This is a genomic window from Mycobacterium sp. SMC-4 (genome assembly GCF_050205565.1).
Classification (GTDB): Bacteria; Actinomycetota; Actinomycetes; order Mycobacteriales; family Mycobacteriaceae; genus Mycobacterium.
The window spans coordinates 138730-155721 of the sequence record NZ_JBNMQU010000007.1; the positions used below are offsets into that span (position 1 = coordinate 138730).

Consider the following 16992-nt stretch of genomic DNA (forward strand, 5'->3'; position numbering starts at 1 on the left):
ACTCAGGCGCGCGGCCCCGCGGCGCCCGCGCGCCGGGATGTGGTGTCACGGGTCAACGCCACCCCGAGGCCGATCATCCCGATGGCCAGACCCAGGTGCAGCCAGTTGTCGGCGGTGTTGACCGGGACGAAATTGGCGCTGCTGTCATGGTCGATCACGAGCCCGTAGAGGAAGAGCACGAGATAGATCGCGCCGCCTCCGATGAGGTACAGGCGCGCGGCCGAGAACGTGCGCGCCATCAGGATGCCCGCGACCCCGAACAGCAGATGGACGATGTTGTGCAGCACCGACACCGCGAAGACCCCGAGGAGCATGGCGCCCGAGTGGTGACCGGCGAAGGTCAACTGGTCGTAGTTCGTGGTGATGCCCGGGATGAATCCGAGGACACCGACGAGCAGAAAGACTGCGCCGACGACGAGCGCGGCGGTCTGCACCGGCGTGCGTGCAGTCGCCGCTCCGGTCCTACCGCTGGTTCCTGGTATCGACATATCTCCTCTTTTCGTCGCGTCGTACTGGAACGGTCGTCCAGTCACGCGGCGAGCTACCCACTGTCGGGCTCACGAAACGCGCAGAGCGTCATCGAGGGACGAACGTCGGTACGCTGGCAACCATGAACGGCGTGCTTCTCCTGCTCCTGGTCCTGGTCGTGGCAGCGATCGGTTACGCCGTCTACGCCTCGTCGAAGGCGTCGGCGCGGCGCACGGAGTCGGCCCTCGCCGATGCGAAGGCCGACGCGCGCCGACTCATCGAGCGACTCGGTGGTCAGGTGTTCGCGCTGACGGGCACCGACGAGGCGTCCAAGCAGGCGCTGGCCGACGCTTCGGAGCGCTACACGGCCGCGTCGTCGCAGATCGAGCAGGCCGGCACGGTGCGTCAGGCCGAACTGGCCAAAGAGAGCGCCGTCGAAGGTCTCTATTACATCCGCGCGGCCCGCACCGCGATGGGACTGGACCCCGGGCCCGAATTGCAGGCCTTGTCCGGTCAACGCACCGCCGGCGCGGTCACCGAAGACCGCAAGGTCGAGTTCGAGGGCCGCCAGATCGAGGCCTCCCCGACGCCGTCGCAGCGCACCCCGAACTACTACCCCGGTGGACGCGTCGCGGGCCGCCCGGTGCCTGCAGGCTGGTACTCGGAGCCGTGGTGGAAGCCGGCGTTGGTCGCCGGGGCCTGGGGTGTGGGTTCGGCGCTGCTGTTCAGCAGCCTGTTCGCCGGCATGGCCGGTGTCGGCTACGACGCGCAGGCGTTCGAGAGCGGCTACGGCGACGGCTTCCAGGACGGGCTTGACCAGGGCCAGCTCGACGGAGGCGGAGATGCCGGCGGCTGGGATTCCGGCGACGGCGGCGGCTGGGACGACGGCGGCGGTGGCGATTTCGGTGACTTCGGTGGATTCGGCGACGCCGGTTTCGGCGGCTTCGATTTCTAGGGACTTCTAGGACCTCTGGAATGTAGAGGGCCGCGGCCGCGTCAACTCTGACAGTTGGGGCACCAGAACAGGTTGCGCGCCTCCATGACCGTCGTCCGCACTGGTGTGCCGCAGACACGGCACGGTTCGGTGGCGCGGCGATAGACGTAGGTGCGGGGCCGACCCGGCCGATAGGACGGTGCGCCGTGGTCGTGTTCGGGCTCGACCACCACGATCTTGCCGCGCCGCACCCCGACTTTCATCAGGGCCACGAGATCGTGCCACAGTTCGTCGAACTCATCGGCGGTGATCGTGGTGCCCGGCCGGAACGGATCGATGCGGTGGCGGAACAGCAGTTCGCTGCGGTAGACATTGCCGACACCGGCGAGCACCGTCTGGTCCATCAGCAGGGCACCGATCGGCCTGCGAGACTTGCTGATTCGGCGGAACGCCAACGACGCGTCGGCGTCGGGGCGCAGCGGATCGGGCCCCAGCTTGGCGACGACGTCGGCCACCTCGGGCTCCTCGATGACTTCGCAGACCGTCGGGCCGCGCAGGTCGGTGCCGTACTCGGCGCCCACCATCCGCATCCGCACCTGGCCGACCGGCAACGGTTGGGTCCCGTCCTCCGGTAACGGCCACTCGGTGAAGGATCCGTACAGACCCAGGTGCACATGCACGACGCGGCCACCGTCGTAGTGGTGGAACAGGTGCTTGCCCCAGGCGCTGGCACTCTTGAGCACCCGGCCGTTGACCGCCGCCGCACCGTCGCCGAACCGACCCTGGGGGCTGGACACGATCACCGGCGCGCGACCGAAGCGGCGCTGGTGCAGCCGGGCCAGCCGGTGCAGCGTGTGGCCCTCGGGCATGCCTAGGCGCCGGGCACCGCGGGCGCGACGTGCGTGGTCTCGTACTCGGCCAGGATGTCGATGCGACGTTGGTGACGCTCGGCTTCGGACCACTGCGCGGCCAGGAACGCGTCGACGATGGCCAGCGCCTCCTCGGTGGAGTGCATGCGGCCGCCGATGCCGATCAACTGGGCGTTGTTGTGTTCACGCGCCAGCGTCGCGGTCTCGGTGCTCCACGCCAGCGCGCACCGCGCGCCGGGGACCTTGTTGGCCGCGATCTGCTCGCCGTTCCCCGAGCCGCCGAGCACGATGCCCACGCTGCCGGGATCGGCGACGGTCCTCTCGGCGGCGGCGATGCAGAACGCCGGATAGTCGTCGTCGGCGTCGTAGTCGAACGCACCGCAGTCGACGGGCTCGTTTCCGGTGGCCTTCAGATGCTCGATGATGGCCTGCTTGAGCTCGTATCCGGCGTGGTCGGCTCCCAGGTAGACGCGCATGGCGACACCCTACCCACCCGTGGTGCACGCCCGAGGAGGCGTCCGGCTACTGCGGTACCGAACCCGTCAGTCGAACTGCGGGCGTTCGGTCCTGGTGCGCTTGAGTTCCCAGAAGTGCGGATACGACGCGAAGGTCACCGAGGCGTCCCACAGCTTGCCGGCTTCTTCACCGCGCGGAATCCGCGAGAGCACCGGCCCGAAGAACGCGACTCCGTTGACGTGGATGGTGGGCGTACCCACGTCCTCGCCGACGGGATCCATGCCTTCGTGGTGGCTCTTGCGCAGCGCGTCGTCGTAGGTGTCGGTGGTGGCGGCGTCGGCCAGCTCGGCGGGCAGGCCGACCTCCTCGAGCGACTCTGCGATGACGCGCGTGAAGTCCGGCTCGGAGCTCCCGTAGCCCTGGTTGTGGATCCGGGTGCCCATCGCCGTGTACAGCGATCCGAGCACCTGCGGGCCGTGAGCCTGTTCGGCGGCGATCGCGACCCGCACCGGCGCCCACGCCGCCTTCATCTTCTCCTTGTAGTCCTCGGGCAGGTCGCGTCCTTCGTTGAGCACCGCGAGGCTCATCACGTGGAAGTTGACCTCGATGTCGCGCACCTTCTCGGCTTCGAGGATCCACCGCGAGGTGATCCACGCCCACGGACACAGCGGGTCGAACCAGAAGTCGGCGCGGGATTTCTCAGCCATGCGGGTCCTTTCTGCGAAACACATCGAAACGGGTCTGTGCGGCACAACTCACGGGGCATAACTCACGGGGCCCGTCGTGTCTTCCCGTCAGAGGCTAGTGTTTACGGGCGTGGCACTTCCTAATCTGACGCGCGAACAGGCCGCCGAACGGGCCGCTCTGGTGACCGTCGACCGGTACCGGATCGAACTGGACCTCACCGACGGCGACGGCAAGCCCGGCGAGCGGACGTTCCGCTCGACGACGACCATCGAATTCGACGCGCTCGCCGGTGCCGACACCTACCTCGACCTGGCCGCCGCGACGATCCACCGCGCCACGCTCAACGGCGTTGACATCGACGTTTCCGGTTACGACGAGGCCACCGGCATCCCGTTGACCGGGCTGTCGAAGCGCAACGTGGTGGTCGTCGACGCCGACTGCCTGTACTCCAACACCGGCGAGGGTCTGCACCGCTTCGTCGACCCGGTCGACGACGAGGTGTACCTGTACTCACAGTTCGAAACCGCCGACGCCAAGCGGATGTTCGCGTGTTTCGATCAGCCTGATCTCAAAGCCACTTTCGAGGTGCAGGTGCTCGCCCCGGCGCACTGGGAGGTGGTGTCCAACGGTGCGACCACCGCGGTCACCGACGACGGCCCGGCCAAGCGGCACACCTTCGCCGTCACCCCGCGGATGAGCACCTACCTGGTGGCGCTGATCGCCGGGCCGTACGCGCGGTGGGACGACGTCTACACCGACGAACACGGCGAGATCCCGCTGGGCATCTTCTGCCGCACGTCGCTGGCCGAACACATGGATGCCGAGCGGCTGTTCACCGAGACCAAACAGGGATTCGGGTTCTACCACAACAACTTCGGCATCCCGTACGCGTTCGGCAAATACGACCAGCTGTTCGTGCCGGAGTTCAACGCCGGCGCGATGGAGAACGCGGGCGCGGTGACCTTCCTCGAGGACTATGTGTTCCGCAGCAAGGTCACCCGCGCGTCCTACGAGCGCCGCGCCGAGACCGTGCTGCACGAGATGGCGCACATGTGGTTCGGCGACCTGGTCACCATGCAGTGGTGGGATGACCTGTGGCTCAACGAATCCTTCGCGACGTTCGCATCGGTGCTGTGCCAGGCCGAGGCCACCGAGTACGACCAGGCGTGGACGACGTTCGCCAACGTCGAGAAGTCCTGGGCCTACCGTCAGGACCAGTTGCCGTCGACGCATCCGGTGGCCGCCGACATCCCCGATCTGCACGCGGTGGAGGTCAACTTCGACGGCATCACCTACGCCAAGGGCGCCAGTGTGCTCAAGCAGTTGGTGTCCTATGTCGGCCTGGAGCCGTTCCTGGCCGGGCTGCGGGATTACTTCCGCGACCACGCATTCGGCAACGCCACGTTCGGCGACCTGCTCGGGGCACTGGAGAAGTCGTCGGGCCGCGACCTGTCCGGGTGGGGGCGGCAGTGGCTCAAGACCACCGGCTTGAACACCCTGCGACCCGAGTTCGACGTCGACGAGCAGGGCCGCTTCACCCGCTTCACCATCGAGCAGGGCGGCGCCAAGCCGGGCGACGGAGAGACCCGCGTGCACCGGCTGGCGGTGGGCGTCTACGACCAGGACGAGTCCGGGAAGCTGGTGCGCGTACACCGCGAGGAACTCGACGTCGAAGGACCCAGCACCGATGTGCCGGGGCTGCAGGGCGTTCCGCGCGGCAAGCTGGTCCTGGTCAACGACGACGACCTGACGTACTGCTCGCTGCGCCTGGATCCCGAGTCGCTGCAGACGGTGTTGACGCGCATCGCCGACATCGCCGAACCGCTCCCCCGCACCTTGGCGTGGTCCGCGGCGTGGGAGATGACCCGCGACGCCGAGCTGCGCGCCCGCGACTTCGTCGCGCTGGTCACTTCCGGCATCCACGCCGAGTCCGAAGTCGGTGTCGCACAACGGCTGCTGCTGCAAGCGCAGACCGCTCTGGGCTCCTACGCCGACCCGGAGTGGGCGCGGACGCAGGGTTGGCCCGCCTTCGCCGACCGGTTACTCGAACTGGCCCGCGCCGCCGAGCCCGGTTCGGACCACCAGTTGGCGTTTGTCAATTCGCTGTGCACCTCGGTGCTCGCCCGACAGCACACCGAGGTGCTCTCGGCCCTCCTCGATTCCGATCCGGCCGAAAGCGGCTTGGCCGGCCTGACCGTCGACACCGACCTGCGGTGGCGCATCGTCACCGCGCTCGCCCGGGAAGGCGTCATCGACGCCGACGGTGCCGCGACGCCGACGATCGACACCGAAGCCGACCGGGACCGCACCGCCGCCGGCCGGCGCCAGGCCGCAGCAGCTGCCGCGGCCCGACCGCAGGCCGCGGTCAAGGACGCGGCGTGGGAGCAGGTCGTCGAGGACGACACCCTGGCCAACATCACCGCCCGCGCCATCATCGGCGGGTTCGTGCAACCGGGCCAGGGCGAGCTGCTGGCGCCGTTCCGCGACCGCTACTTCGGCGCCATCTCCGGCGTGTGGCAGCGCAGGTCCAGTGAGGTCGCGCAGACCGTCGTGATCGGCCTCTACCCGTCGTGGGACATCAGCGAGGACGGATTGGCCGCTGCCGATCGCTTCCTGTCGGACCCGGAGGTGCCGCCCGCGCTGCGCCGGCTGGTACTCGAAGGACGCGCCGGGGTGGAGCGGTCGCTGCGGGCCCGGGGCTTCGACGCCGGCTAGTTGTTCCGCGAGAGCGCGCGTCTGCCGGCGACACGCCGCTCCGGCGCCGGCGTCAGCGCGCGCTCGTCACGGTCCCTTACGCTCACGCGGTGGTGGTCAGCAACAGTCGTCGGGCACGCGCCGCACGTCGGCGCAAGCGCCGCGTCGCGGCCGTCGTCAACGACCTCACCGACGACCAGTGGTCGAGAATCAAAACCGCCTGGGACGGGTGCGCCTATTGCGGCACCACGGCGGGGGTGATGCAGCGCGACTGCGTCATCGCCATCTCTCGCGGTGGGCGGTACACGGTGGACAACGTGGTGCCGGCCTGCGGCTCCTGCAACGCGAGCAAGTGCAACGACGAAGTCACCGGCTGGCTGCGCCGCAAGCGTCTCGACGAACGACGGTTCCTGGAGCGCTACGTCCGTATCAGGGCCGAACTCATGACCGCAGACGACGAAGGTGCAGTCCCGGTAGCGCCGCCGTCGGGCCCACTACCGTGACTGCACCTTCGCGAAAACTCAGCGCGGAGCGACGCCTGCCGACAGCACCCGCACGCCGCTGATCAGACCGTCGATCAGGTTGCCCTCCTTGAAGGACGCCGCGGCGGCCGACACGCCCAGCGGAGCGGCCTCTTCGATGCCGCGGCCCTTGACCTCCGAGCCGTAGACGACCTCGATGGCACGCTGGTTCGGCGACACCGCGAGCAGCACGGCGTTCTCCGGCGTGGGCACGCGCGCGAGGATCTCGCGTGCGGTGGCGGCGGTGTCGGCGCCCAGGTCGCCGATGTACACCGCGAACCGGGCCCTGGCCGCGCGCGAACCGAACTTCAGCGCGTTGTCGAGCATCACCAGATCCTTGGTCGGGAACGGGTAGTGCACCGACAGCTCACCCGGTTCGGTGACCGCGGAGATCCGGCCGCTGGTGGTGACCACGGCGCCGTAGGGCAGATCACGCTCCCGCACCTGGGCCGCTGTTGCGGCCGTCGCTACCTCACCACTTGCCACTTGCGCCACCTCCGATGGTCAGATGCGAACCGTGTCCGCCGTGCCCGTGCGCGCGCGGCTCCTCGGCCGCCCACAGGATCGGGTCGTGCGTCCACCGCTCCGACATGTCGTACGTTGCCGGGTGCGGATCCTTCTCGCGCCAGATGAACAGCGCCAGCACACCGGCCAGGGCCAACGGGACCAGCACGAAGCTGGCGTTGATCAGGGCATCGTTCACGAGCAAACCGTATCTCACGGCCCGTTCAGGCCGCGCCCTCACCCAGATATCGCGCCCACGCGGGGTCGAGTTCCTTGATCGTCGACAGCAGCCGCCAGTGCTGGCCCTTCGGCGGCATCGGTGCCGCGCGCAGCGTCCAGCCCAGCTCACTGAGCAATTTGTCGGCTTTGCGGTGGTTGCAGGCCGAGCACGCGGCCACGCAGTTCTCCCACGAGTGGCCGCCCCCGCGGCTGCGCGGGACGACGTGGTCGACGGTGTCGGCCTTGGACCCGCAGTACGCGCACCGGAACCGGTCCCGGTGCATCAGGGCGGCCCTGGTCATCGGAACCCGGGCCCGGTACGGCACCCGGACATAGGTACGCAGCCGGATGACCGACGGGACCACGATGGTGCGGCTGGCCGAGTGGATCACCGGACCTGTCGGGTCGTCATGCACCACGTCGGCTTTACCGCACATGAGCATGACCACGGCGCGACGCATCGGCAGCGCGGTGAGCGGTTCGTAGGTCGAGTTGAGCAGCAGCACGCGCCGACGCCCCCAGACGGAGGGCTCGTGGGTGGGTGCGGTCAGCAATTCGGGAGCAGGGCTGACGCTGTGGAGCGCGCGCGCCGCGGTACCCGCTGTCGGCCTGGATGAGCCCGCCGCGACCCGGTGGTGCCGGTGGCCGCGACCGTTTTTGCGCTGCGCCATACGTCCTCCGCCCGACAGTCCACCACGGATGTCCTGGCTTCGCACGACATTTCTCATCATGTGCGCTGGTCAGTCCGGTGAACTTTTCGTGACCACGTCTTGTCCGGGGGCGATGGCACGCACGTGACGCCGTTGCGGACATGACCCACAATGGTGGCAATGGATGCAGTCGAAACACAGCGATCGTTCTATGAGGCCGTCGGCGGCCATGAGACATTCCGCACCATCGTCGCGCGGTTCTACCAGCTGGTACGGGAAGACGAGATCTTGCGTCCCCTCTATCCGGACGACGATCTCGACGGCGCCGAGGAACGTCTGCGGATGTTCCTCGAGCAGTACTGGGGCGGCCCGCGCACGTACTCCGATCAGCGCGGCCACCCGCGGTTGCGGATGCGTCACGCGCCCTACCGGATCGGTTTCCTCGAACGTGACGCATGGCTGCGCAACATGCACATCGCGGTCGCCGAGATCGATGCCGCCACGCTCGACGACGCTCATCGCCGCGAGTTGATCGCCTACCTGGAGATGGCGGCCGAATCGATGGTCAACTCACCGTTCTGACCGGTCAGCGCAGCACCAGCGCCGGGTCGCCGCGCCGGCGGTAGACGGTGCCGAACCGGGCGTCGACGCGTAACCACGTCGGGGTCACGCGGACCCGTACGACTTCCCGGTCGCGGCCGACCGGGACGAATCCCATGCCGGTCAGCGCGAGCACACAGCGCATCGGGACACCGACGGTGTCGGCAGCCGAACTGACGTGCACCACGTCCTGGTCGAGCAGTGACGTGGGGGGTCCGTGCGGGCCGGCGTGCTCACGGGCCAGCTGGGTGCCGCGCTGGGCGAGTTCGTGCACCACGTCAGCGGGGATGTCGTCGAGGTGGACGAATCCGGAATCGGGCGGCAACGCGCCCCGCCACGCCGAGTCCATCGAGAAGCCGGGGTCGACGTAGCCGTCGGGGGTCATGGCCGCCATCCCGGCCGAGAGGGCGTCGGCACCGACGCACAGATCCGCCGGGCGGACCCGGCCCGCCAGGACGCGGCTCGCCAGCACGTCGAAACCCGTTGCCACCCAAGCCACCAGCACGTCCTCGCCGCGCTGGCGCAACCGGATCACCGCGGCGTCGTCGAGCCGCCGGGCCCGATCGGTGAACGTGGCCAGGTCCTCGCGCTGCGCCTGGGGCGACTGCGGCCCCAACCACAGGCCGCGCTCGCCACCGGTCATCGGGACCAGCGTTGCAGGTATTCCCGCTGACGGTCCGAAAGCCGCTGCAGCCGTTGCTCTTCGATGTGCACCGCAGCCAGCTGGGTGTCGGCGATGACCGCCGGCCGGGAATCCGGAGCCGCCCCGACCGAGCGGACCTCGTAGCCGATGGTGAAGTCGACGGCGCGCACCCGTTTGGCCCACATCGTCACCTGCAGGGGCGAGTCCACCAGCCGGAGTTGCGCCTTGTAGGCGATGTTCACCTCGGCGATCAGCAACCCGATCGTGGTGATCTCGTCGCCGAAAGGTTCACGCAGGAACGGGATCCTGGCCTCTTCGAGGATGGTGACCATCGTCGCGTGGTTGATGTGCTGGTACATGTCGATGTCAGACCACCGCACATGTACCGGCGCTGTGAAACCCTGCTGATCGGTCACCCACTCGTTCCTGTTCCACTAGTCCTGGTCATGCTTCGGATCTGGCGCGCGGCCACGGACAGCGTCGCCAGGTCGTGCTCACCGCCTTCGTACAGCTGGGTCAACGTGCGGCGCGCGCGGGTGATGCGGGAGTTGTTCGTCATCTCCCATTCGGCGATCTTCTCCTCGCCGCTCTCCTCGGGTTCGCCCACCCCGAGCACGTCGAAGGACAACGCGCGCAACGACCCGTAGATGTCGTCACGAATCGCCAACCGCGCCAACGAATGCCACCGGTCGTCACGGGACAGCCGCGACACCGCGGTCAGCAACCCGTCGGTGCCCAGGTGATCCATCAACGCGAAGTAGGTGTCGGCGACTTCAGCGGGATCGCGCTCGAGGATGTCGGCGATGTCGATCACGTCGAGCAGGCTGAACTGGTAAAGACCGCTGGCCACGGTGTAGGCCAGGTCCTCGGGCACACCTTCGGAGCCGAACTCCTCGGCCTCCTTGGTGACGATGGCCTTGTCGTCGCCGCGCAGCCACTGCGGCATCTGCGGCGTGAGCCCGGCGACCTTCTCGGCGAAGCGGTTGATCTCCGCGCCGACGGCCAACGGCTGCGGGCGGTAGTTCAGCAGCCAGCGCGCCGACCGGTCGATGAGCCGCCGCAGGTCCAGCGTCATCCGGTCGGTCACCGCGACCGACACGCCCTCGGCGGCGGTGGCGCGGATCTGCCGCCACACCCGCCCGATCCCGAAGATCGCGTCCGCGGCGACGAAGCTGCGGACCCCGTCGACGGACGTCACGCCGACGTCTTCGGTGACCCGGTAGACGTAGGTGATGCCGGCGGTGTCGACGACGTCGTTGACCAGCATCGTGGCCACCATCTCCCGACGCAGCTGGTGGGTCCGGATGTCGGCGGCGAACTGGTCGCGCAGCCGCTCGGGGAAGTAGCTGGGCAGCCGCGAGATGAACACTTCCTGGTCGGGCAGGTCACTGGCCAGCAGGTCGTCTTTGAGGGCGAGCTTCACGTGCGCCATCAACGTCGCCAACTCCGGTGAGGTGAGCCCCAGCCCGGCCTCGGTGCGACGTTTGATCTCCTTCTCCGACGGCAACGCTTCGAGGTCACGGTTGAGGCCCCGCTCGGCTTCCAGTTCGCGGATCATCCGCGCGTGCACCGACAGCATGCTCGCGGCGTTGGCCCGGCTGGTCCCCATCAGGTCGTTCTGACTCTCGTTGTCGGCCAACACGAGTCGGCCGACCTCGTCGGTCATCGACAGCAACAGATCGGTGCGCTCGTCGGCGTCGACCTTGCCGGAGGTGACCAGCGAGTCGATCAGGATCTTGATGTTGACCTCGTGGTCGGAACAGTCCACTCCGGCGGAGTTGTCCAGCGCGTCGGTGTTGATGCGACCACCGCACAGGTCGAACTCGATCCGGCCCAACGAGGTCACCCCCAGGTTGCCGCCCTCCCCGACCACCTTGGCGCGCAACTGGTTTCCGTTGACGCGCACCGCGTCGTTGGCCCGGTCGCCGACGTCGGATTCGGTTTCGGCCTTGATGTAGGTGCCGATGCCGCCGTTGAACAACAGGTCCGCCGGGGCTTTGAGAATCGATCTGATCAGCGCCGGGGGTGTCAGCTCTGCGGTGTCGCTGTCGATGCCCAGCGCCTCGCGCGCCTCGGGGCTGATCGTGATGGACTTCTGGTCGCGGCGGTACACGCCGCCTCCGGCGCTGATCAGTGACGGATCGTAGTCCTCCCAGCTGGAGCGCGGAAGGTCGAAGAGACGCTTGCGCTCCGCCCACGACGACGCCGCGTCCGGGTCGGGGTCGATGAAGATGTGGCGGTGGTCGAACGCGGCCAGCAGCCGGATGTGGCGCGACAGCAGCATGCCGTTGCCGAACACGTCGCCGCTCATGTCGCCGACGCCGACGACGGTGAAGTCCTCCGACTGGGTGTCGACGCCCATCTCGCGGAAGTGGCGCTTGACCGACTCCCAGGCGCCGCGGGCGGTGATGCCCATCGCCTTGTGGTCGTAGCCGACCGAGCCGCCGGAGGCGAACGCGTCACCGAGCCAGAAGTCGTAGGACTTGGCGACCTCGTTGGCGATGTCGGAGAAGGTCGCCGTGCCTTTGTCGGCGGCCACCACCAGGTACGCGTCGTCGCCATCACGGCGCACGACGTCGTCGGGCGCCACGATGGCTCCCGAGGCCTTGTCGACGTTGTCGGTGATGTCGAGCAAGCCCGCGATGAACAGTCGGTAGCAGGCCACGCCTTCGTCGCGGGTGGCGTCGCGGTCGGCGGCCGCGTCCCCGGTCGGGGTCGGGGGCCGCTTGACGACGAACCCGCCTTTCGCGCCGACCGGCACGATCACCGCGTTCTTGACCGCCTGAGCTTTGACCAGTCCCAGGATCTCGGTGCGGAAGTCCTCGCGGCGGTCGGACCACCGCAGCCCGCCGCGGGCGACGAAGCCGAACCGCAGATGCACACCCTCGACGCGCGGCGAGTACACGAAGATCTCGAATTTCGGCCGCGGCAAGGGCAATTCGTCGATCAACTCAGGGTTGAGCTTGAACGACAACACGTTCTGGGCCCGCGCCGAATCAGGATCGGTGATGAAGAAGTTGGTCCGCAGGGTGGCCTGCATCATCGAGGCGAACGCTCGCAGCACGCGGTCGGCGTCGAGGCTGACCAGCGCATCGATGTCGGCGGACACCGCGGCGGCGGCGGATTGCGCGTCGCGGCGGTTGGCCTCGCTGCGGTCCTGGTCGGCCGGCGCGAACAGCGCCTCGAACAGCTCGATGAGCGACCGCGCCGTGCCGGCGTTGTCGTTGATGACGGTGGCGATGTGTGTCTGGCTGTAGGAGAACCCGGCTTGCTTGAGGTATTTGGCGTAAGCGCGCAGCACTGCGACCTGCTGCCAGTGCAGACCCGCGCGCAGCACCAACTCGTTGAAGCGGTCGATCTCGGCGTGTCCGTGCCAGATCGCGGTGACCGCGTCGGCGAACCGCTGCGCCGTTTCCTGCCGCTGCGGACCCGCCGCGATCTCGGGAATGCCGTGGTGCGGAGAGATGCGGAACTGGTAGATCCAGATATCGAGCCCATCGGGACGGGTCACGGTGAACGGGCGCTCCTCGAGCACCACGACGCCCATCGACTGCAGCATCGGCAGCAGTTGACTCAACGACGCCGAGCGCCCGCCGAGGTACCACACGAGGTGACTGACACCGTCGTCCTCGCTGTCGGTCAGCACCAGTTTGACCGAATCGTCTTCCAGCGCCTCGATGATCGCGATGTCGTCCAGCGCGCGGGCCGGATCGAACGCCTGCTTGTACACCTCCGGGAACGCGTTCGCGTAATGTTCGGCGACCCCTTGGGCGACGGTGCCGTCCTGTACCGCACCCAGCAGCCGATCGGCCCACGTACGGGCGGCTTCGGTGAGCATGCCTTGGATGCGGACCTGGTTGGTGTCCGACATGTCGATGTCGCCGGGACGCGACCCCTCGGGCAGCCGGACCGTGAAATGCACGACCGCCCAGGGCGATTCACTGACCCGGGCGGAGTAGTCGATGCTCTCGCCGCCGAGCTCGCGGACCAGGATGTCCTGCATCTGCAGCCGCACGGCGGTGGTGTAGCGGTCACGCGGCAGGTACACCAGACATGACACGAAGTAGCCGAGCAGATCGGCACGCATGAACAGCAGAGTCCGACGCCGCGAGCCCAGGTCGATCACGGCCATGGCCATCTCGAGCAGGGACCTCGCGCTGAGCGCGAAGAACTCCGACCGCGGGATGGTCTGCATGACGTCGAGCAGCAGTTGTCCGGGGTGCCCGGGTTCGCGGTGGGCCATGGCCAGCGCGTCGTTGACGCGACGCGAAACCAAGGGGATCTCGAGCACATTCGCGTTCATCGCGGCGATGGTGAACAGCCCGACGAAACGGTGTTCGACCGCGACGGCGTCGTCGCCGGCGCGCTGTTCGCGCACGACGACGATCTGCGGGTAGGCGCCGTAGCGCAGAAAGCTCGGGATGGTGGCCTGAGCCAAGGCCAGCAGTTCGTCCTTGTGGGTCAACTGCGGCAGCACGTCTTTACGCATGCGCAGCACCCCCAGCCGGCTGGCGGGGTCGACCGATGCGTCACCGTTGTGGACGTCGCAGCGCTGGTAGCCCAGCAGCACGAAATGTCCGTCGACGAGCCAGCGCAGCAGCGCGGCGACGTCCTTGCGGTCCGGGCTGGGGAACCGGCTGCCGTTGTCGCTGTCGAGTTCGGCGGCCAGGCTGCGCAGCGCCGCGCTCATCTCGGTCGCATCGTGCGCCACCTGGCGGGCGTCGGTGAGCACCCGGGGCAGCAGCCGCTCGGCCTCGGCCAGCGCCCGCCGATCCACCGATCCGGCCAGTTCGACGTGCACCCACGCCTCGTCGACGCCGTCGCCGAGAGCGTCCTGCGACGCCGGCACCGCGTCGATGAGCGCACCATCGGTGTCGCGGCGGACGCGGAACACCGGGTTCATGGTCGCGGTGTAGGCGACACCGATGCGGTGCAGCAGCACCGTCACCGAGTCCATCAGCATGGCGGCGTTGTCGGTGATGATCTGCAGGGCCGGACCGAAGTCCCGCTCGTCGTCGCCCCCGTAGAGATGCACGAGGGTTTCGCCACGCGCGCGGCGCTGTCCGAGGCGGCACTGGGCTGCCACCAGCGCCGGGGCCGCCGGCTCGGCGGCCGTGGCGCGGCGTGCGGATCCGGTGACCGAGGCGTCGGCACCGGGAGCACCGCCGCGCGGTCCCCGGTAGGTGTCGAGGTAGGCCGGTAGCAATCGTTCGACCAGGTTCGGGTCGGCTTCGAGTGCCGACGTTTGGTCAGCGGTTCCGGACTTCAACGACATGCGCCGCTCCTGACTCTGCACGTGCGCACCTGACGTCGTTGTCTGCTACAGCGCCAAAGCGGTTCGCCGTTAGCCCGTGCGCACGACGAGCCTATCCCCGGGTGAGCTTGCGGTGGGTCACCCGGTGCGGACGCGCGGCTTCCGCACCCATGCGCTCGACCTTGTTCTCCTCGTACGCAGCGAAGTTGCCTTCGAACCAGAACCATTTGGCTTCGTTGTCGGAGTCACCTTCCCAGGCGAGGATGTGCGTGCAGGTGCGGTCCAGGAACCAACGGTCGTGGCTGATGACCACCGCGCAACCCGGGAAATTCTCCAGCGCGTTCTCCAGCGAGCTCAACGTCTCGACGTCCAGGTCGTTGGTCGGTTCGTCGAGCAGGATGAGGTTGCCGCCCTCTTTGAGCGTCAATGCCAGGTTGAGCCGGTTGCGCTCACCGCCGGACAGCACGCCTGCGGGCTTCTGCTGGTCGGGGCCCTTGAACCCGAACGCCGACACGTAGGCACGCGACGGGATCTCGTTCTGCCCGACCTCGATGTAGTCGAGGCCGTCGGAGACCACTTCCCACACCGTCTTCTTGGGGTCGATGCCGGCGCGGCTCTGGTCGACGTAGCTGAGCTTGACCGTCTCGCCGACCTTGACCGTGCCGCTGTCGGGCTGTTCGAGCCCGACGATGGTCTTGAACAGCGTGGTCTTGCCGACGCCGTTGGGGCCGATGACGCCGACGATGCCGTTGCGCGGCAACGTGAACGACAGGTCCTTGATCAGTTGCCGTCCGTCGAAGCCCTTGTCGAGGTGCTCGACCTCGACCACGACGCTGCCCAGCCGGGGGCCGGTCGGGATCTGGATTTCCTCGAAGTCGAGCTTGCGTGTCTTCTCGGCTTCGGCGGCCATCTCTTCGTAGCGCTGCAGACGGGCCTTGTTCTTGGCCTGACGTGCCTTGGCGCCCGACCGCACCCAGTCCAGTTCGTCTTTGAGGCGCTTCTGCAGTTTCGCGTCCTTGCGGCCCTGCACGGCGATGCGCTCGGCCTTCTTCTCCAGATAGGTCGAGTAGTTGCCCTCGTACGGATAGGCGCGGCCGCGGTCGAGCTCGAGGATCCACTCGGCGACGTTGTCGAGGAAGTAGCGGTCGTGGGTGACGGCCAGGATGGCGCCCTTGTACTCGGCGAGGTGCTGCTCGAGCCACAGCACGCTCTCGGCGTCGAGGTGGTTGGTGGGCTCGTCGAGCAGCAGCAGGTCCGGCTTGGACAGCAGCAGCTTGCACAGCGCCACGCGGCGTCGCTCACCACCGGAGAGGTGGGTGACCGGCTCGTCCGGCGGCGGGCACCGCAGCGCGTCCATCGCCTGTTCGAGCTGGGAGTCGATGTCCCAGGCGTCTTCGGCGTCGAGCTCCTCCTGGAGCTTGCCCATCTCTTCCATCAGCTCGTCGGAGTAGTCGGTCGCCATCAGCTCGGCGACCTCGTTGTACCGGTTGAGCTTGGCCTTGACGGCCACACCTTCCTCGACGTTCTCGCGGACGGTTTTGGTCTCGTCGAGCTCGGGCTCCTGCATCAGGATGCCGACGGTGGCGCCGGGTTGCAGGAACGCGTCGCCGTTGTTGGGCTGGTCCAGTCCGGCCATGATCCGCAAGACGCTCGACTTGCCGGCCCCGTTGGGACCGACGACGCCGATCTTCGCGCCCGGAAGGAAGTTCAGCGTGACGTCGTCGAGGATGACCTTGTCGCCGTGCGCCTTGCGGACCTTCCGCATCGTGTAGATGAATTCGGCCATTGCCTCGGATGTCGCCTTTCTCGATCCCGCTCATGCAACCGCGGGATCATCTCGGACTCTTGTGCGATCGTCGGGCCCCATCCTAGGCGTGGCCGGCGCTGTGCCGAAGCGGCGGTGCGTGCGCCTACGCGCTGCGCGCCAGCTCGCCCCCGACCTGGTCCGATCCGTCGTCGACGTCCTCGTCCGACACGGTCCCGTCGACGCCGTCGGACGACGAACCGTTCGCAGCCATGGCGGCGGTGTCGTCCTCGGCGGGTTCGGGGTGCCTGCGCCGGTCGATGCTCGCGATGCACCGTGCCAGATCCGGTCCCACCGAGGTGGCCCGAATCTCCAACGAGGACCGCCTGTTGCCGTCGCGGTCCTCGTATTCGTTCGTGTACAGGTATCCAACAACGATGACCGCGTCACCCTTCCCGAGCGCGGCGCCGGCGCCGGTCACCAGCCGGCCCCAGCAGTTGACGGTCGCGTACAGCGTGTTGCCGGGCTCCCAGCTGCCGTCGGCGGCGCGGCGTCGCGAGTTGCTGGCAACGCGGAACTTGAACAACTGCTGTTCGCCGACCCAGCGGCGATCCGGCGTGGTGATGATGGTGCCGACGACGGTGATGGGCGTCTCGAACATGGCGGGTCCTTCCGATCTCTTTGGCAGCGGATCCGGCACGGCGCCCGACCCGTCTATTGACACCTGCCATTGACCCGCACCGCACCGA

The 16992-nt window shown here is 68.0% G+C and carries 16 protein-coding genes; 4 read left to right on the plus strand and 12 right to left on the minus strand.

Translation table 11 applies throughout. From position 1 onward, the window contains the following. Positions 1–2: 2 nt before the first annotated feature. Positions 3–488, minus strand: a complete 486-nt coding sequence (locus tag ACQI46_RS14115; protein ID WP_427094631.1) for a DUF4383 domain-containing protein — start codon at positions 486–488, stop codon at positions 3–5. Positions 489–610: 122 nt separating this feature from the next. On the opposite strand from ACQI46_RS14115, the gene ACQI46_RS14120 reads away from it, so the two are divergent. Next, positions 611–1423 (plus strand): DUF1542 domain-containing protein, encoded by an 813-nt coding sequence (locus ACQI46_RS14120; protein ID WP_427094632.1) that lies wholly within the window; start codon positions 611–613, stop codon positions 1421–1423. Positions 1424–1464: 41 nt separating this feature from the next. Here the strand turns inward: ACQI46_RS14120 and ACQI46_RS14125 are convergent, their stop codons facing one another. The 3 genes from ACQI46_RS14125 to ACQI46_RS14135 form a co-directional block, all read right to left on the minus strand. Next, the gene (locus ACQI46_RS14125) at positions 1465–2271 is read right to left on the minus strand and encodes an Fpg/Nei family DNA glycosylase (protein ID WP_427094633.1); all 807 of its coding nucleotides are present in this window, start codon (positions 2269–2271) and stop codon (positions 1465–1467) included. 2 nt (positions 2272–2273) lie between these two features. After that, complete coding sequence (locus ACQI46_RS14130; RefSeq protein WP_427094634.1) at positions 2274–2747, minus strand: ribose-5-phosphate isomerase; 474 nt, start codon at positions 2745–2747, stop codon at positions 2274–2276. Between the two features lie 66 nt (positions 2748–2813). Further along, positions 2814–3434 (minus strand): DsbA family protein, encoded by a 621-nt coding sequence (locus ACQI46_RS14135; protein ID WP_427094635.1) that lies wholly within the window; start codon positions 3432–3434, stop codon positions 2814–2816. Positions 3435–3543: 109 nt separating this feature from the next. On the opposite strand from ACQI46_RS14135, the gene pepN reads away from it, so the two are divergent. Further along, a complete protein-coding gene (gene pepN, locus ACQI46_RS14140) occupies positions 3544–6129 on the plus strand; it encodes an aminopeptidase N (protein WP_427094636.1) in 2586 nt (861 codons plus the stop codon). Between the two features lie 89 nt (positions 6130–6218). Next, positions 6219–6611 carry an HNH endonuclease gene (locus ACQI46_RS14145; protein ID WP_427094637.1) on the plus strand — a complete coding sequence of 131 codons (393 nt, stop codon included), beginning with the start codon at positions 6219–6221 and terminating at the stop codon, positions 6609–6611. 18 nt (positions 6612–6629) lie between these two features. Here ACQI46_RS14145 and ACQI46_RS14150 read toward each other — a convergent pair whose 3' ends face one another. From ACQI46_RS14150 to ACQI46_RS14160, 3 genes are read right to left on the minus strand one after another with little or no spacing between them, the layout of a single operon-like run. Next, positions 6630–7115 (minus strand): DUF5130 domain-containing protein, encoded by a 486-nt coding sequence (locus ACQI46_RS14150; RefSeq protein WP_427094638.1) that lies wholly within the window; start codon positions 7113–7115, stop codon positions 6630–6632. Continuing rightward, positions 7102–7332, minus strand: a complete 231-nt coding sequence (locus tag ACQI46_RS14155) for a hypothetical protein (RefSeq protein ID WP_427094639.1) — start codon at positions 7330–7332, stop codon at positions 7102–7104. Before ACQI46_RS14155 ends, ACQI46_RS14150 begins: the two co-directional genes overlap by 14 nt. Before the next feature lie 25 nt (positions 7333–7357). After that, a complete protein-coding gene (locus ACQI46_RS14160; protein ID WP_427094640.1) occupies positions 7358–8023 on the minus strand; it encodes an HNH endonuclease in 666 nt (221 codons plus the stop codon). Positions 8024–8182: 159 nt separating this feature from the next. Between ACQI46_RS14160 and ACQI46_RS14165 the strand changes: the two genes are divergently transcribed. Next, a complete protein-coding gene (locus ACQI46_RS14165; RefSeq protein ID WP_427094641.1) occupies positions 8183–8584 on the plus strand; it encodes a globin in 402 nt (133 codons plus the stop codon). A gap of 4 nt (positions 8585–8588) precedes the next feature. Here the strand turns inward: ACQI46_RS14165 and ACQI46_RS14170 are convergent, their stop codons facing one another. The 5 genes from ACQI46_RS14170 to ACQI46_RS14190 all read right to left on the minus strand — a co-directional run bounded on the left by ACQI46_RS14170 (position 8589) and on the right by ACQI46_RS14190 (position 16904). Beyond that, positions 8589–9245 carry a hypothetical protein gene (locus ACQI46_RS14170; RefSeq protein ID WP_427094642.1) on the minus strand — a complete coding sequence of 219 codons (657 nt, stop codon included), beginning with the start codon at positions 9243–9245 and terminating at the stop codon, positions 8589–8591. Further along, positions 9242–9661 (minus strand): acyl-CoA thioesterase, encoded by a 420-nt coding sequence (locus ACQI46_RS14175; RefSeq protein ID WP_427094643.1) that lies wholly within the window; start codon positions 9659–9661, stop codon positions 9242–9244. Before ACQI46_RS14175 ends, ACQI46_RS14170 begins: the two co-directional genes overlap by 4 nt. Further along, the gene (locus ACQI46_RS14180) at positions 9658–14520 is read right to left on the minus strand and encodes an NAD-glutamate dehydrogenase (RefSeq protein WP_427094644.1); all 4863 of its coding nucleotides are present in this window, start codon (positions 14518–14520) and stop codon (positions 9658–9660) included. Before ACQI46_RS14180 ends, ACQI46_RS14175 begins: the two co-directional genes overlap by 4 nt. A gap of 91 nt (positions 14521–14611) precedes the next feature. Then, the gene (gene ettA, locus ACQI46_RS14185) at positions 14612–16285 is read right to left on the minus strand and encodes an energy-dependent translational throttle protein EttA (protein WP_427094645.1); all 1674 of its coding nucleotides are present in this window, start codon (positions 16283–16285) and stop codon (positions 14612–14614) included. 124 nt (positions 16286–16409) lie between these two features. Next, positions 16410–16904, minus strand: a complete 495-nt coding sequence (locus ACQI46_RS14190) for a single-stranded DNA-binding protein (protein ID WP_427094646.1) — start codon at positions 16902–16904, stop codon at positions 16410–16412. Positions 16905–16992: the final 88 nt, after the last annotated feature.

What these genes read in the sequence shown, in the direction of transcription:
- ACQI46_RS14115 (WP_427094631.1), bottom strand. Translation starts at nt 488, where the DNA reads ATGTCGATACCAGGAACCAGCGGTAGGACCGGAGCGGCGACTGCACGC.
- ACQI46_RS14120 (WP_427094632.1), top strand. Translation starts at nt 611, where the DNA reads ATGAACGGCGTGCTTCTCCTGCTCCTGGTCCTGGTCGTGGCAGCGATC.
- ACQI46_RS14125 (WP_427094633.1), bottom strand. Translation starts at nt 2,271, where the DNA reads ATGCCCGAGGGCCACACGCTGCACCGGCTGGCCCGGCTGCACCAGCGC.
- ACQI46_RS14130 (WP_427094634.1), bottom strand. Translation starts at nt 2,747, where the DNA reads ATGCGCGTCTACCTGGGAGCCGACCACGCCGGATACGAGCTCAAGCAG.
- ACQI46_RS14135 (WP_427094635.1), bottom strand. Translation starts at nt 3,434, where the DNA reads ATGGCTGAGAAATCCCGCGCCGACTTCTGGTTCGACCCGCTGTGTCCG.
- ACQI46_RS14160 (WP_427094640.1), bottom strand. Translation starts at nt 8,023, where the DNA reads ATGGCGCAGCGCAAAAACGGTCGCGGCCACCGGCACCACCGGGTCGCG.
- ACQI46_RS14165 (WP_427094641.1), top strand. Translation starts at nt 8,183, where the DNA reads ATGGATGCAGTCGAAACACAGCGATCGTTCTATGAGGCCGTCGGCGGC.
- ACQI46_RS14170 (WP_427094642.1), bottom strand. Translation starts at nt 9,245, where the DNA reads ATGACCGGTGGCGAGCGCGGCCTGTGGTTGGGGCCGCAGTCGCCCCAG.
- ACQI46_RS14180 (WP_427094644.1), bottom strand. Translation starts at nt 14,520, where the DNA reads ATGTCGTTGAAGTCCGGAACCGCTGACCAAACGTCGGCACTCGAAGCC.
- ettA (WP_427094645.1), bottom strand. Translation starts at nt 16,285, where the DNA reads ATGGCCGAATTCATCTACACGATGCGGAAGGTCCGCAAGGCGCACGGC.
- ACQI46_RS14190 (WP_427094646.1), bottom strand. Translation starts at nt 16,904, where the DNA reads ATGTTCGAGACGCCCATCACCGTCGTCGGCACCATCATCACCACGCCG.